The following is a 14608-nucleotide window of genomic DNA, read 5'->3' as shown; positions in this document are numbered from 1 at the left end:
CAGTAAAAAGCAACCACTATTTGCGGTTGCTGATTTGAAAACTAGATATGGATATTCAGACTATTTCCGATACATCTTGAATTGGAGATAGAGGTCATTATACATTCCAAGCATCTCTGGTCCAAGATTATCATAAACTTCCATCTTCTTCATCGTTTCTTCTGAAGGATAGAAGGATTCGTCGTTCTGAGTCTCCTCATCCAGCATAACCTTGGCTGCAGGAATTGGTGTTGAATAGCCAACATATTCTGCATTGCGAAGCGCATTTTCAGGACGAAGCATAAAACTCATAAAGGCGTAAGCTCCATCAATATTTTTTGCTGTTTTTGGAATGACCATGTTATCGAACCAAAGGTTAGAACCTTTTGATGGTACAACATAGCGCAGATTTTCATTTCCATCTAACATTTCACTCGCCTCACCTGAGAATGAAACAGCAATTGCTGCCGCATCTTGTATCATATAACCTTTTATCTCATCAGCAACAATTGCTTTGACATTTGGAGTTAAATTATAAAGATGTTCGGCTGCCTTTTCAATCTCGGTAGGATTGTTGGAATTGAGACTATAACCCAGTGATTGTAGACCAAAACCCATGACTTCACGCACACCATCAATTAACATGATATTGTCACGGTACTCCTCTGACCACAAGTCTTCCCATTCCTGAGGAGGATTTTCTACCATGGTTTCATTGTAAACAATGCCCAAGGTTCCCCAGAAATATGGAATAGAATAATCATTATTCTTGTCAAAGCTAAGTCCCATAAATCGTGGATCGATATTTTCTATCCCTTCAATCTTAGATTTATCTAGCTTGATTAACATATTTTCTTCTGTCATCTTAGAAATCATGTACTCAGATGGGATTGTCAAATCGTATGTTGTTCCACCCTGCTTAATCTTTGTGTACATGGATTCGTTGGAGTCAAAGGTCTGATAATCTACCTGAATACCTGTTTCAGCAGTGAATTCTGCGAGTAATTCTGGATCAATATAATCGCCCCAGTTATAGATGACAAGTTTATCAGTTGTCCCCTGGGTTGAATCAGCTTCTAACTTATAACTAATTCCCCATAAAACTAGGACAATAGCTATAATTCCTACAAAAAATGAATACAATCGTTTCATTAGTTGACCTCCTTTTCACGTGAGATGAAATAATAACCCACTACCAATAAGATAGAGAAAAGGAAAACTAGGGTTGACAAGGCATTGATTTCTAGAGAAATCCCTTGACGAGCCCGCGAGTAGATTTCAACTGAAAGGTTTGAATAACCATTCCCTGTTACAAAGAAGGTCACGGCAAAGTCATCCAAGGAATAGGTAAAGGCCATGAAGTAGCCTGCAATGATGGCTGGTGTTAAGTATGGCAACATGATTTCTTTCAGCATTTGTGGCTGAGTTGCCCCCAAATCATAAGCTGCTGAAATCATATCCGCATTCATTTCCTTCAGACGAGGTAAGACCATCAATACTACGATTGGAATAGAAAAGGCAATATGACTGAGCAATACTGAGACAAAGCCAAGCTGGAAACCAATCATGGTAAAGAGAATCAAGAAACTCGCCCCAATCATGACGTCCGGTGCTACCATTAAGATATTATTGACAGACAAGAGTGCATTTTGAAAACGAGGTTTTGCCTGATAGATATAGATGGCGCCGAAAGTTCCGATAAGTGTCGCAATCAAAGAACTCAAAAAAGCTAATAGGAAGGTTTGAGCTAAGATGAGCATGAGACGGCTATCACTGAGCATGGAAGAAAAATGCTCCAAGGTAAAGCCTGTAAAGCCATTCATATCCCCGCCTTCATTAAAGGCATAAAAAATGAGATAGAAAATGGGCAAGTAGAGAAGGAGAAAGGCAACTGTTAAGTAAATATTTGCAAATTTCTTCATTATTTCTTCCTCTCTTTCGTCATCCACATAATCAAGAGCATGGCCAAAATCAAGACCACACCAATGGTTGAACCCATTCCCCAGTTTTGTGTTGTGAGGAAATGTTGTTCGATGGCTGTTCCCAGTGTAATGACTCGGTTACCGCCAATCAAACGGGTCAACATGAAGAGGCTCAAACTCGGAATAAAAACCGCTTGAACACCTGAACGAACGCCGTTCATGGAAAGAGGAAAAATAACTTTTGTGAAGGTCTGCCAAGGAGTTGCTCCCAAATCACGACTGGCATTGATTAGGTTTTTATCCAAATCATCCAAGGCGTTAAAGATCGGCAAAATCATAAACGGAATCTCGATATAGGCTGCAACAGCAATAAAGGAGAAATCCGTGAAAAGAATTTGCTGAGCTCCTAGACCAATAAATTCTAGGAACTGGTTGATAGAGCCGTGTTGTCCAAAAATACCGATAAAGGCATAGGCTTTCAGCAAAAGATTGACCCAGGTTGGCAAGATAATCAACATGAGCCAGAGCTGTCTATGCTTGAGTTTGGTCAAGAAATAGGCTGTTGGGTAGGAAACCAAAAGTGTGACCAGAGTAATAATACCTGCGTAAAAAATAGAGTTGAAACTCATTCGCAGATAGGTCATATTTGGCGAGTTAAAATAGGTCTGGTAGTTGGCCAAAGTGAAATTGCCATGAATATCAAAGAAAGATTTGAAGATAATCAAGGCAACTGGAGCGAGTACAAAGAGAAAGACCCATAGGGCATAGGGAATTGCAAAAAGCCTAGAGGTTTTCTTCATTGCGTTCCTCCTCAATGGCGTTAATCAAGCCATCTTCTACTTCTTCCACTTCCACATATTCTTCGATACGAGCATCGAATTCTTCCTCTGTTTCATTGAGACGCATGATATGAATATCTTCTGGCTCAAAATCTAGACCAATCACTTCTCCGACAATGGCCTTACGAGTTGAGTGAATCATCCACTCATTACCAAGGTCGTCATAGGCGATGATTTCATAGTGAACACCACGGAAGAGCTGAGTATCCACTTTTACCTGCAATTTGCCTTCTTCAGGTAAGGTAATCTGCAAATCTTCTGGACGGATAACAACTTCAACTTCTTCGTTTGGTCGCATACCGCCATCGACAGCTTCAAAGCGTTTGCCGTTAAACTCAACCAAGTAGTCTTCTATCATGCGGCCTGGAAGGATATTGGATTCACCGATGAAGGTAGCAACAAAATGGTTGATTGGCTCGTCGTAAATGTCCACTGGCGTCCCAGACTGGACAATCTCACCTTCATTCATGACAAAAATCCAGTCACTCATGGCCAGAGCTTCTTCTTGGTCATGGGTAACGAAGACGAAGGTAATTCCTAGACGTTGTTGTAATTCACGCAGTTCATACTGCATTTCTGTTCTTAGTTTCAAGTCCAGGGCAGAAAGTGGTTCATCTAGCAAGACGACGCGAGGCTGGTTGATAATCGCACGTGCAATAGCAACCCGCTGGCGTTGACCACCAGACAATTTCTGAATGGAACGATTTTCATAACCAGAAAGTCGGACCATTTGTAAGGCTTCTGTCACACGGCGTTCGATTTCAGCCTTGTCAACCTTTCGTAATTTAAGAGGAAAAGCCACATTTTCAAAGACAGTCATATGTGGGAAAAGGGCATAGGACTGGAAAACCGTATGGACATCCCGTTTATTAGTCGGAACATCATTAATCCGTTGACCGTCCAGATAAATATCACCTGAACTCGCATCCAATAAACCAGCAATAATGTTCAAAATCGTTGATTTACCTGAACCAGAAGCTCCTAAAAGGGTATAAAATTTCCCCTCTTCCAATTCAAAACTAATATCCTTTAATACAGTTGTTCCACTGTCTTCAAATACTTTTGAAACGTTCTTAAATTCAATAATTGGCTTTTTCAATTCTCATAAATTCCTTCTTTTTGTAAGAGCCTGATGGCTAGAGTGTATCAGCAGGATCGCCGATAATACGCACCTCTCTCTCCAGAGTAATTCCTGAAGATTTTTCAACGACTTCAATCACATGGGCAATCAAATGTTCATAGTCCAATGCCGTTCCATCAGCAACATTGACCATAAAGCCAGCGTGTTTTTCAGAAACTTCGACTCCACCGATTCGATAACCTTTTAAACCTGCATCCATAATCAACTGTCCTGCGAAGTGACCAAGTGGACGTTTAAAGACTGAACCACAAGATGGATATTCCAAAGGTTGCTTGAGCTCGCGTAAATGTGTCAAACGAGCCATTTCTTGTTGAATAACCGTATGATTTCCTGGCTTGAGGGCAAATTTTGCAGACAAAACAATCGCACCGTTTTCCTGCAAGATAGAAGAACGGTAGCCAAATCGTAACTCACGATTGTCCAATGTTTCGACATAACCTGCTGGAGTCAAAATCTGCGCTGAAACTAGAATGTGTGCTACTTCACCTCCATAAGCACCTGCATTCATATAGACAGCACCACCAACGCTTCCCGGAATACCACAAGCAAATTCAAATCCTGATAAAGAATGGAAAAGTGCGACTTTTGTCGTTTCAATCAGATTGGCACCTGCTTCTGCTTCAATGGTGTATCCTGATACAGTAACGGAGTTAAGTTTATCCATACGGATAACAAAACCACGAATACCGCCATCTCGGACAATGATATTACTTGAATTTCCTAACACTTGCCATGGAATACCTTCGCGTTTAGCAAATTCTACTATACGAACAATCTCGTAACGATTCCGCGGAAAAGCTAGATAATCAACAGCTCCTCCTACTTTTGTATAGGTATATTCTTTTAAAGGCTCATCGAATCGAATATCGATGCCTTCTAATTCAAGCCTAATTTTATCTTTCATAACCTTCTCATTTCAATTTAAGATATACAGGATTTATTATACCAAAAATTACAGGAGAAAACGAATAAAATTCAACAAAAATACTTTCACAAGCCAAATTAATTTGCACCAATATTTTGAAATGGAGAATGGAATGCACAAAAAAGGGAGTTCCCTTCCTACCGCTTATAGTTGCGATGGTGAACTCCAATAAAATAAACATTTTTAGTTTTGCAAATGATAGATTATCACTATCTATACAATAGCAATCCCCTTGGTATCAACTTGAAGGCGGTGGACAGTTCCGTCTAGATTCAGTTCCTCTAATGCTAGAACAATAGCGTCCTCCCTATCTTTGGGCGCTAATACCATCACTGTTGGACCGGCACCTGATAAGTAGGTTGCATGGGCTCCCAACTCCTGTGCAGTTTGCTTGATTGGACAAAACTCCTTAACAAGTAGCTGACGGAACGGTTCATGGAACATGTCTGACTGAATTGCTTTCCCAGCTTTTTCCAGATCACCTGCCATCAAACTGGCAACAGCAACGTTTGCAATGGCACTAGCAGCCACTGCTTTCTTGTACCCCATCTGAGAAGGTAGTACACCTCGGCTTTCAACCGTACGCAGTGGGTAGTTTGGAATAAAGGCAACAAAACTTGCTTCTGGGAATTCTGTTACAACTGCCTGTACTTTCTTATTAACATAGCTAGAGATGACTAAATTACCAAAAATCGCTGGGGCTACATTATCAGGATGTCCTTCAATTTCTGTAGCTTTGAGCAATTTTTCATCCGCTGTCATATTCAAACCTGCTAATTGATTAGCCAATTCGATACCAGCTACGATAACGGAACTGGATGAACCCAAACCACGTGCCAAGGGAATATCGCTAATCATTCTGATACGATGCGGCTGCAATCCTTTTTCAATCTTTAAAGCTGTCTTGATCAAAAGATTGTTCTTGTCTGATGGAACATGTTCAAGATTGTGCTCAATCACCCATTCATCAGTCTCTTCAAACACTTCAATCGTTAGATATTTCGAAAGGGCAACACCTACTGAATCAAATCCTGGACCGATATTAGCTGAAGTTGCTGGAATAATAATTTTCATTGCTTATTCTCCCAGTACTTTAAAGGTATTTAAGACAGTAAAGTCTGTTTCTTTGCTCAATTTGTCTGTTACATTTTCCAACTGAGTCTTACTCATTTCATGGGTCACAATCACTAGGCGGGCTGTTTCTCCATCTGCAGCTTGTTGCAGAATTTGCTTGAAGGAAATTTCTTCAGAATTGAAGATTTCTGCTAAACGAAGCATTTTTCCATTTTTATCAGGCGCATCAATTGAGAAATAATATTCGCTCTTCACATCGCTTGGGGCTGCCAATTGAAGTGGGCGGCTATATTCATTAAAAGCTTTACCGATAGTATTGTCTTTCAAGCGACGAACGATACGAATAATGTCAGCCATAACACTTGTTGCAGTCGGTTTTTGCCCAGCGCCCGGTCCATAGTACATAGACTGGCCGATGCCGATAGATTCAACAAATACAGCATTCATCACACCATTCACGCTTGCAAGTGGATGATTTTTCGGTAGGAAGGTTGGAGATACTTCGGCAGCAATACCAGAGGTAGTTTCTTGAATATCACCCACAAGTTTGATGACGTAGCCCAACTCTTGTGCCACTGCTACATCTTCTGGCGTGATATTTGAAATACCCTTGTGTGCTACGTGTTCAAAATCAACTGTCATCCCGAAAGCAAATTGACTGAGGATAACAGCCTTGTAAGCCGCATCAATCCCCTCAACGTCATTTGTTGGGTCAGATTCTGCATAGCCAAGTTCCTGCGCTGTTTGAAGAGCTTTTTCGTAAGTCCAGCCTTCATCAACCATCTTAGTCAACATGAAGTTTGAAGTACCATTCAATACACCGAGGATACGAGTTACCTTATCAGCAGCCAAAGAGTTGACCAAGGTACGCAAGATTGGAATACCACCTGCAACTGCAGCTTCATAATAAAGCGCAAGACCCTTCTCTTCAGCCAAGGCACGCAATTCGCTACCATGAACAGCAAGTAAATCCTTATTGGCTGTTACAATATGCTTGCCTGCTTCCAAGGCACGTGTAATAAATGTTTTTGCTGGCTCAATACGTCCCATCAGCTCAACTACAATGGCGATATCTTCGTCAGCCAAAATGTCATCAATATTTGTTACAAAATGATAGTCATGACCTGCAGCCAAGAGACGGTCTTTTTCTGCTTCATCCTTGACCAAAACCTTAGCAACTTCAATACTATCATGCGCGGCTTTCTCTATTTTTTCCTGGTTTTCTTCTAATAAAAATGGCACACCACTCGCAACGGTTCCAAATCCTAATAATCCTATCTTAACTACCATGTGCTCTCCTTTAAAATGTATTTCTCCCATTATAACAAATATTCTGACTATTTGGCAAAAAATTTGATATAATTGTTTTAATATATGATTATGGAGATAAGATAATGAAACATTCAAGAAGATCCCGTCGAAGCCGCACACAAAAGAAACAACTTGTGCCAATGCTACTTGGTATCGCATTATTAGTAGTGACTCTACTATCTATTTTTCTAATCTTTCTAAAACAGTCATCTAAGCAGCAAAGTGATTCCAAAGCTTCAACGGTAGAGACAACAGCCAGTTCGAGTGTTATGACTTCAGAAAGTAGTGAAGTACAAACAGAAATCATTTGGGAACAGCAAACTGAACCTATCAAACTTCCAATCCTCATGTATCATGCCATTCACGTAATGGCTCCCGAGGAAGAAGCTAATGCGAATCTTATCGTAGATCCAACGACTTTCGAAAGTCATCTAAAAGCATTGCAAGATGCAGGTTACTATACTTTATCACCTGAAGAGGCTTATAAAGTATTGACAGAAAATGTCCTTCCTGCTGGCAAAAGGGTTGTCTGGCTAACCTTTGACGATAGCCTCTGGGATTTTTATAGTTATGCCTACCCATTGCTTAAGCAATATCAAATGAAGGCAACTAACAATGTCATTACAGGGTTTACTGAATATGGACAAGCAGGGCACCTTACTCTTGATCAAATCAAGGAAATGCAGACCGCAGGGCTCTCCTTCCAAGGGCATACCGTCAACCATCCTGATTTAGAGTATAGTTCTATCGAGGATCAAACAAATGAACTTACTTCCTCTAAAGCCTATCTTGACAGCCAATTAAATCAGGAAACCATCGCTATCGCCTACCCTGGTGGACGATACTCAGCAGATACCGTGGCATTGACAGAACAAGCTGGCTACAAACTTGGTGTGACTACTAACAACGGCTTGGCTTCTGCTAGTGACGGATTACTGACTCTCAATCGTGTCCGCATCCTCCCAACCACTACCGCTGAGGGGCTATTATCCGAAATTTCCTATTAATTTTCACAAACATGTATATGAGAAAACTCCCTGTCACTGACAAGGGAGTTCGTTTTTTATTTGGATTCACTAAACTGACTTTGATAAAGATTATAATAGAAACCTTTATCTGCCAAAAGACTTTCATGGTTACCTTGTTCGATAATCTGTCCATCCTTCAAGACCAAAATCTTATCAGCTTCCTGAATGGTAGATAAACGGTGGGCGATGACGAAACTTGTCCGCCCTTTCATCAACCGTTTCATGGCCTTTTGAATCAATAGTTCCAAACGAGTATCAACTGAAGAAGTTGCTTCGTCAAGAATCAGAATAGCAGGATCCGCCAACAAGGCACGTGCAATAGTCAAAAGCTGTTTCTGACCTTGGGAAATATTGCTGGATTCCTGGTTCATTTCCATATTATAACCGCCAGGCAGGGTACGGATAAAGTGGTCAACGTTGGCTGCTTTGGCAGCCTCCACAATTTCCTCATCCGTCGCATCCAGACGCCCAAAACGCAGGTTTTCCTTGATGGTCCCTTCATAGAGCCAAGCATCTTGCAAGACCATACCAAATTGACTACGGTAGGATTGACGAGAAATATTCCGAATATCCTGACCATCCACCTTGATAGCACCGGATGTGACATCATAGAAACGCATGAGAAGGTTGATGAGGGTTGTCTTACCAGCCCCTGTTGGTCCAACGATCGCCACCATTTCACCTGGCTTAACATCAAGATTAAAGTTTCGGATAAGCGGCTTGTCTTCTGAATAGCCGAATTCGACCTGTTCAAAGCTGACTTGTCCGGTCAAACCAGCTGTCAACTCTAGCGCATTGGCGTCTTCTTCGTCAAGCTCATCTAAGACTGAAAAGATGCGTTCAAGGGAAGATTTAGCAGACTGCAACTGGGGTGCCAACTGGGTCAAGGTTTGGACTGGCTGAGAAATCTGCCAGACGTATTGGACGAAGGCCTGCATATTACCAACTGTCAATGTACCTGCAAGAACTTTCAGACCAGCAAGTAAGGCCACGACTACATAGGCAATGTTCGATAAGCCGTGTACCAGGGGCATGAGCAAACCAGACATAAAACTAGCCTTGAAACCAACTTCCTGCAAATCTGAGGTAATCTGGCGAAATTCTTCTGTAGAAATTTCTTCACGGCCGTAGAGTTTGAGAACGTTAAAACCTGTCAGATTTTCTTGGACAAAGCCGTTCAATCGACCTAGGGCATCAGCCTGTTGCTTGAAATAAGGCTGGGATTTGCCCATGACAAACTTGGAACCAAAATAGGTCACTGGAACCAAGGTTACGACTACAAGTGCTAGGGATACATCCAACCAGAAACACATGAAAATGGCTAAAGAAAGGGTTAGTACAGCATTGACGAGCTGGAGAAAACTTTGTTGCAGGGCGTTCGACACAGTCTCCACATCGCTTGTAAAACGTCCGAGTAAATCACCATACTGGTGCTTGTCAAAATAAGAAACAGGAATCTTGTTAATCTTATGACTCAAATCCTGCCGCAGTTCCTTGGTTGCTCCCTGTACCGCCTTAGTCATGAAATAGGTAGAACCATAGGCGCCGATTTCATATAGAAGGGCACGAAGTGCATAGAGCGCAAGCATGATGGCAATGTAGGAATAGTTAATCTGCGCTCCTTCTACTCCATTTGCCATATCCAACAGATTCTTGGTCAATTCTGTGATGATAAGTCCCAGTACAAAGGGCTCCAAGGCATTCATAACTGCACTGATGGTCTTTAGAAAAACAGCTAAAAATACAGAAGATTTGTAACGACGCAAATAGTCCCAAACACGGGTAAATACTGATCTATTCTTCATAATTCCTCCTATTCTTCTGTTAACGATTGACGGTTAAGTTGAGAGTTGGCAATTTCTCGGTAAATCTCATTGCTTTCCATCAATTCATTGTGGGTACCACGACCAACGATTTCACCTTCGTTCAGCACGATAATCTGGTCAGCATCCATAATGGTTCCGACACGTTGGGCAACAATCAGCACCGTCGCATTTTCCGTCACTTCCTTCAGACGACTCCTCAAAATGGCATCCGTCTTATAATCCAAGGCTGAGAAGGAATCATCAAAAATGTAAATGTCTGGCTGTTTGACAATGGCACGCGCAATGGACAAACGTTGCTTTTGCCCGCCTGACAGGTTGCTTCCGCCTTCTGCTAGATGGGTGTCGAATTTTTCTTCCTTACTCTCGATAAACTCCTTAGCCTGAGCCACATCCGTCGCATCATGAAGTTCAGCAAGACTAGCATCCATCTTACCGTACTTGAGGTTTTCTGCGATTGTTCCGGTAAATAGCAGAGCTTTCTGCGGAATAAAGCCAATCTTGCTGCGGAGTGCCTTTAGATTGTAGCGTCTGACATCCACACCGTCCACCAAGATACGACCAAGTGTCACATCATAGAAACGTGGAATCAAGTTGACCAAGGAAGACTTGCCAGAACCTGTTGAACCAATAAAGGCAATGGTTTCACCAGGCTTAGCCTTGAATGAAATATTGTGGAGAACAGGCGATTCCGTTTCACCAGGATAGGCAAAGGTTACATTTTCAAATTCCAAATAACCACGAGTATCTGTTTCAGTAATCCCATCTTCATTCTTAGAAATGGAAATGGGCATGTCCAAGACTTCCTGAATCCGTTGGCTCGATACCGACATACGTGGATACATGTTAAACAAGTTAGCAAAGAGCAAGAATGAGAAAAGCGCGTGGAAACTATATTCGATAAAGGCTACCAAATCACCGATTTGCAGACTACCTGTTCTCAAGGGCTCCAAAGCGAACCAGACAATGGCCACAATCATAGCAATGATAATTTGGACAAAGAGAGGTTCTGTCAGACCAGTCAGATTAAAGAGTTTTTTGGAAATATCGGTATATTCCTCATTGACCGACTCAAAGCGCTCCTCTTGAAACTCTTCACGAGTAAAGGCACGAATGACACGTAAGCCCATGAGATTTTCACGAACATATTGGTTGATCGTATCCAAACGTTTTTGTTGCTTTTCAGAAAGAGGACGAGTTTTGGTTGCCACATAGAAAATAACAAAAACCAGAAAAGGCATGGCTACTGCTACTGTCCAGGCCAAGCTCGGACTGGTTACCAAGGTCATGATGACAGAAGCAATCATCATCAAGGGTGTAATAATACCGAGTTTCAACACCATTTCAGAGAATTGCATGAGAACAAAGGCATCATTTGTCATACGAGCAACTAGAGAAGAAACACCAATCTGCTCATATTCATGATGAGAGTAGTCCTGAATTTTCTCATACAGATCATTTCGAATATCTTTGACGATATTGGTCGTCAATTTTCCAGCTGCATAGGCAAGTGTCACTCGACCAACAATACCGAGCAGGACAATCAGTCCCATCATCCCCGCCCAGAAATAGAGCTGACTAACATCGTTCTTTGTAATTCCTTGGTCAATCATCCTAGCCAAAAAAGTCGGCAAGCCCAAGTTTACCACTACAAATAAGAAGGCCCCCACCAAGTCTAAGGCAATCCACTTAGGATATTTTTTTAAGTAGGTCCAAATCAGATTCATCTTATCTCCCTTTCTATATGTTAAAAAGGGGCATAACCCCTTCTGTAAAGTTAAAAGCCACCAAACGGTGACTTTCTATTCTTTCTCGTCGATCACTAAACGAACTTTTTTATCACTTGTTGGAACAGAATAGACAATCGTTCTGATTGCAGAAATTGTGCGTCCTTTTCTACCAATGATACGTCCAATATCAGATTGATCCAAATCCAAATGATATTCCAAGAATTCAGGTGTATCAACAATTTTTATTGTCAAGCTATCAGGCTGTGAAATCAAAGGTTTCACAATCGCAATAATGAGATTTTCAATCATGTCCATAAGTGTTCTCGCTTACTGTTCTTACTTAGAGAATTTTTGTTCGTGGAATTTCTTCAATACGCCAGCGTTTGAAAGAAGGCTACGAACTGTATCAGATGGTTGTGCACCTTTTGCCAACCACTCAAGTACACGCTCTTCTTTAAGAGTTACTGAGTTTTCAGCCAAAAGTGGGTTGTAAGTACCAACAGTTTCGATGAAACGACCATCACGTGGTGCACGTGAGTCTGCAACGTTGATACGGTAGAAAGGTTTCTTTTTAGAACCCATACGAGTCAAACGGATTTTTACTGCCATTTTTAAATGTTCTCTTTTCTTTGTATTTTTATTCGGTGAAATAGCAGAGCTATTTAGCACATGTTCTATTATACCACACTTTAACAGGGTGTCAAGAAAAAAACTTGACAGGTTTTAAAAAATTTTATTGTTCGAGCATATCTGCTAGTTCTCTCAGTTGACTTGCTAGATTTATACGGTCAAACAGTAAATTATAGACTCCATCTTCACTCAATACTCCGCAAGGAATACCATTGAAATCCCCCTTATTAGATAAATCAAGATCTTCCATATAGATCTGGCTCTGGTAATAATCTAATAACTGTAAATAAGTCGATTGTTCCTGATTGAGTTGGGTCACACTATCGGAAAGGGACTTGTTCAGCTCTAGATGCCTATTAAATATTTTTTCCATTTCCTCTACACGTTTTCTTGCTTCCATAATATTTTTCATTAGTGTGTACTACCACCACCCTTTTTTATATCCTCTTTATCCCTATATTCAACGATTGCTCCTATGGCTACTTCAACTCCTCTTACAATATCGTTCAAAGACATGGAAGCCAGTCCTGGCTTGTCTACAACCTGCTCTGGCAAGAAGGGAATATGGAGAAAACCGGCCTTAGTCTTTGGAAATTGTTTCTCCGCCAAGTAAAGAGCTTGATACATGAGATGGTTGCAGACAAAGGTCCCAGCAGTATTAGAAACAGAAGCTGGAAGCCCAATCTTATGAATAGCTTCAACCATTGCTTTGATGGGTAAGGTGGAGAAATAAGCAGGCTGACCATCTTCTCGAATCGTTCTATCAATCGGCTGTTGCCCTTCATTGTCTGGAATGCGTGCATCATCTTGGTTAATGGCTATACGCTCAGGAGTTAAATCAACTCGCCCACCAGCCTGACCAATACACAGTACCGCATCAGGTAAATGCTCTGCCATTTTCTCCTCTAAAACATCCGCAGCCTTGTCAAAAACAGTCGGAATCTCTACAAGAATAATCTCTGCACCAGCAATGGTCTTAGGTAGAGATTTGATTGTTTCCAAGGCTGGGTTAATAGATTCGCCACCAAAGGGATCAAAGCCTGTTACGATGATTTTCATACTTCCTCCTCCAAAATAATTTCTCCGTAGTGAAATTTTTGATTAGGTCTGACATGACGTTTAAAGCCAAATTCTTCAAAGACCTGATCTCGAAAATGAGCCTTTATAATCAATTTCTTCCTAGCTACTCGTTTAGCCTCAGATACAATTTCCTCCGTTAAACGACTTCTGTCAGCCAAAGCAGACAAGCCAGAAAGATTTTGTGATTCCTTGATTTCTTCTGAAAACATGGGATCAAAGTAAATGACATCAACAGACTTATCTATTTGCTCTTTCAAATAAGTCAAACTATCTGTCCAAATTGTCTGGATAGATTTCATGGCTCGATTGACCTCTTGCAGCCCACTATCAAAATCCTGTAAACCTCGACTCACAATAAAGTGCACTAGCTTAGAACTTTCCAAGGCTGTCACCCGATGACCAGCACTTGCTAATACAATGCTATCAGATCCCAAGCCCATAGTACAGTCTATTATTGATTGTTTTTCTTTTCCAAGCAATCCTAAAAGCGGATCTCTTCCAGACTTAATCCGCAACATGGCAGTATCTGGATGGAAAAAGAGTTTTCTCCCTTCTTTTTGCTCAAAAACCAATCGATCCTTATAAACCACCAAAACCGCATCCGCCTGCTTGAGTAAGACCTTCACGGCTTGCTTCCGCCGCTCACAGTAAACAATCCCTAAATCTTCAGCTAGCCGTTTGGCCTTCTGAACCAAGTGCCCATCCATTCCCAAACTTGTTGTTACGATTACTTTCATATTAAATATTATAACAGAAAAAGCGTGACTTCTTACGAAGTCACACTTAAATCTCTTTGTGAATCAAGACTTAGGATTGTAGAAATTGGCGAATGGCTTCCTGATCAGCTTCACTAACCGGACGCCATCCTTTTGCCAAGGCTTCCTTGATATAGATTCGATTGTAGAGATAGCCCCACAAAATCCCAAAGCCAGTATTAATAAAAGGAATATCAAAGCGACGATCAATTAACAAGGCAAATAAGAATGCTACCAAAATAATCGCAAACCATTTTAAATCACCTCGAATCAGCGGTACAAAAAACTTGAAGAAAAAGGTTGTCCATGAAAAACCAGCCTTCACTTCCTTTACATTCCCAAACTCATCCACTAAATGAACCTTCATTTTT

General features: G+C 41.2%; 16 protein-coding genes. 1 reads left to right on the top strand and 15 read right to left on the bottom strand.

The genetic code is table 11. From position 1 onward, the window contains the following. Window positions 1-60 precede the first annotated feature (60 nt). The 7 genes from ODU46_RS05290 to ODU46_RS05260 form a co-directional block, all read right to left on the bottom strand. Window positions 61-1131 carry an ABC transporter substrate-binding protein gene (locus ODU46_RS05290; protein WP_395382210.1) on the bottom strand — a complete coding sequence of 357 codons (1071 nt, stop codon included), beginning with the start codon at window positions 1129-1131 and terminating at the stop codon, window positions 61-63. Next, window positions 1131-1901: an ABC transporter permease gene (locus ODU46_RS05285; protein WP_105115989.1), complete on the bottom strand. Its 771-nt coding sequence runs from the start codon at window positions 1899-1901 to the stop codon at window positions 1131-1133. The genes ODU46_RS05290 and ODU46_RS05285 overlap by 1 nt, the downstream gene beginning before the upstream one ends. Beyond that, complete coding sequence (locus ODU46_RS05280; protein WP_002938659.1) at window positions 1901-2701, bottom strand: ABC transporter permease; 801 nt, start codon at window positions 2699-2701, stop codon at window positions 1901-1903. The genes ODU46_RS05285 and ODU46_RS05280 overlap by 1 nt, the downstream gene beginning before the upstream one ends. Continuing rightward, window positions 2685-3839: an ABC transporter ATP-binding protein gene (locus ODU46_RS05275; RefSeq protein WP_024384228.1), complete on the bottom strand. Its 1155-nt coding sequence runs from the start codon at window positions 3837-3839 to the stop codon at window positions 2685-2687. Before ODU46_RS05275 ends, ODU46_RS05280 begins: the two co-directional genes overlap by 17 nt. Window positions 3840-3876: 37 nt before the next feature. After that, window positions 3877-4785: a UDP-N-acetylmuramate dehydrogenase gene (murB, locus tag ODU46_RS05270; protein ID WP_029171811.1), complete on the bottom strand. Its 909-nt coding sequence runs from the start codon at window positions 4783-4785 to the stop codon at window positions 3877-3879. Window positions 4786-5019: 234 nt separating this feature from the next. Continuing rightward, a complete protein-coding gene (gene thrB / locus ODU46_RS05265; protein ID WP_172115715.1) occupies window positions 5020-5880 on the bottom strand; it encodes a homoserine kinase in 861 nt (286 codons plus the stop codon). A 3-nt stretch (window positions 5881-5883) separates the two neighbouring features. Then, window positions 5884-7170: a homoserine dehydrogenase gene (locus ODU46_RS05260; protein ID WP_002940676.1), complete on the bottom strand. Its 1287-nt coding sequence runs from the start codon at window positions 7168-7170 to the stop codon at window positions 5884-5886. 104 nt (window positions 7171-7274) lie between these two features. Here ODU46_RS05260 and ODU46_RS05255 point away from each other — a divergent pair, with 104 nt between their 5' ends. Further along, a complete protein-coding gene (locus tag ODU46_RS05255) occupies window positions 7275-8198 on the top strand; it encodes a polysaccharide deacetylase family protein (RefSeq protein ID WP_105136119.1) in 924 nt (307 codons plus the stop codon). Between the two features lie 56 nt (window positions 8199-8254). Here the strand turns inward: ODU46_RS05255 and ODU46_RS05250 are convergent, their stop codons facing one another. The 8 genes from ODU46_RS05250 to ODU46_RS05215 all read right to left on the bottom strand — a co-directional run bounded on the left by ODU46_RS05250 (window position 8255) and on the right by ODU46_RS05215 (window position 14604). After that, a complete protein-coding gene (locus tag ODU46_RS05250) occupies window positions 8255-10024 on the bottom strand; it encodes an ABC transporter ATP-binding protein (protein ID WP_105136120.1) in 1770 nt (589 codons plus the stop codon). Window positions 10025-10032: 8 nt separating this feature from the next. Continuing rightward, the gene (locus tag ODU46_RS05245) at window positions 10033-11769 is read right to left on the bottom strand and encodes an ABC transporter ATP-binding protein (protein WP_105136121.1); all 1737 of its coding nucleotides are present in this window, start codon (window positions 11767-11769) and stop codon (window positions 10033-10035) included. Between the two features lie 75 nt (window positions 11770-11844). Continuing rightward, window positions 11845-12087, bottom strand: a complete 243-nt coding sequence (locus ODU46_RS05240) for a KH domain-containing protein (RefSeq protein ID WP_012028079.1) — start codon at window positions 12085-12087, stop codon at window positions 11845-11847. A 21-nt stretch (window positions 12088-12108) separates the two neighbouring features. Beyond that, window positions 12109-12381, bottom strand: a complete 273-nt coding sequence (gene rpsP, locus ODU46_RS05235; RefSeq protein ID WP_002940682.1) for a 30S ribosomal protein S16 — start codon at window positions 12379-12381, stop codon at window positions 12109-12111. 124 nt (window positions 12382-12505) lie between these two features. Next, window positions 12506-12802, bottom strand: a complete 297-nt coding sequence (locus ODU46_RS05230) for a DUF4298 domain-containing protein (protein ID WP_074391213.1) — start codon at window positions 12800-12802, stop codon at window positions 12506-12508. Between the two features lie 11 nt (window positions 12803-12813). Next, window positions 12814-13461: a pyroglutamyl-peptidase I gene (gene pcp, locus ODU46_RS05225; protein WP_105136122.1), complete on the bottom strand. Its 648-nt coding sequence runs from the start codon at window positions 13459-13461 to the stop codon at window positions 12814-12816. After that, window positions 13458-14219, bottom strand: a complete 762-nt coding sequence (locus tag ODU46_RS05220) for a class I SAM-dependent methyltransferase (protein ID WP_024406301.1) — start codon at window positions 14217-14219, stop codon at window positions 13458-13460. Before ODU46_RS05220 ends, pcp begins: the two co-directional genes overlap by 4 nt. 70 nt (window positions 14220-14289) lie before the next feature. After that, window positions 14290-14604, bottom strand: a complete 315-nt coding sequence (locus ODU46_RS05215; protein WP_044667780.1) for a hypothetical protein — start codon at window positions 14602-14604, stop codon at window positions 14290-14292. Window positions 14605-14608: the final 4 nt, after the last annotated feature.

Origin of the sequence: Streptococcus sp. 2020WUSS089 (assembly GCF_044427405.1) — a bacterium.
GTDB lineage: Bacteria > Bacillota > Bacilli > Lactobacillales > Streptococcaceae > Streptococcus > Streptococcus hashimotonensis.
This window is presented reverse-complemented; position numbering and strand designations above follow the sequence as displayed.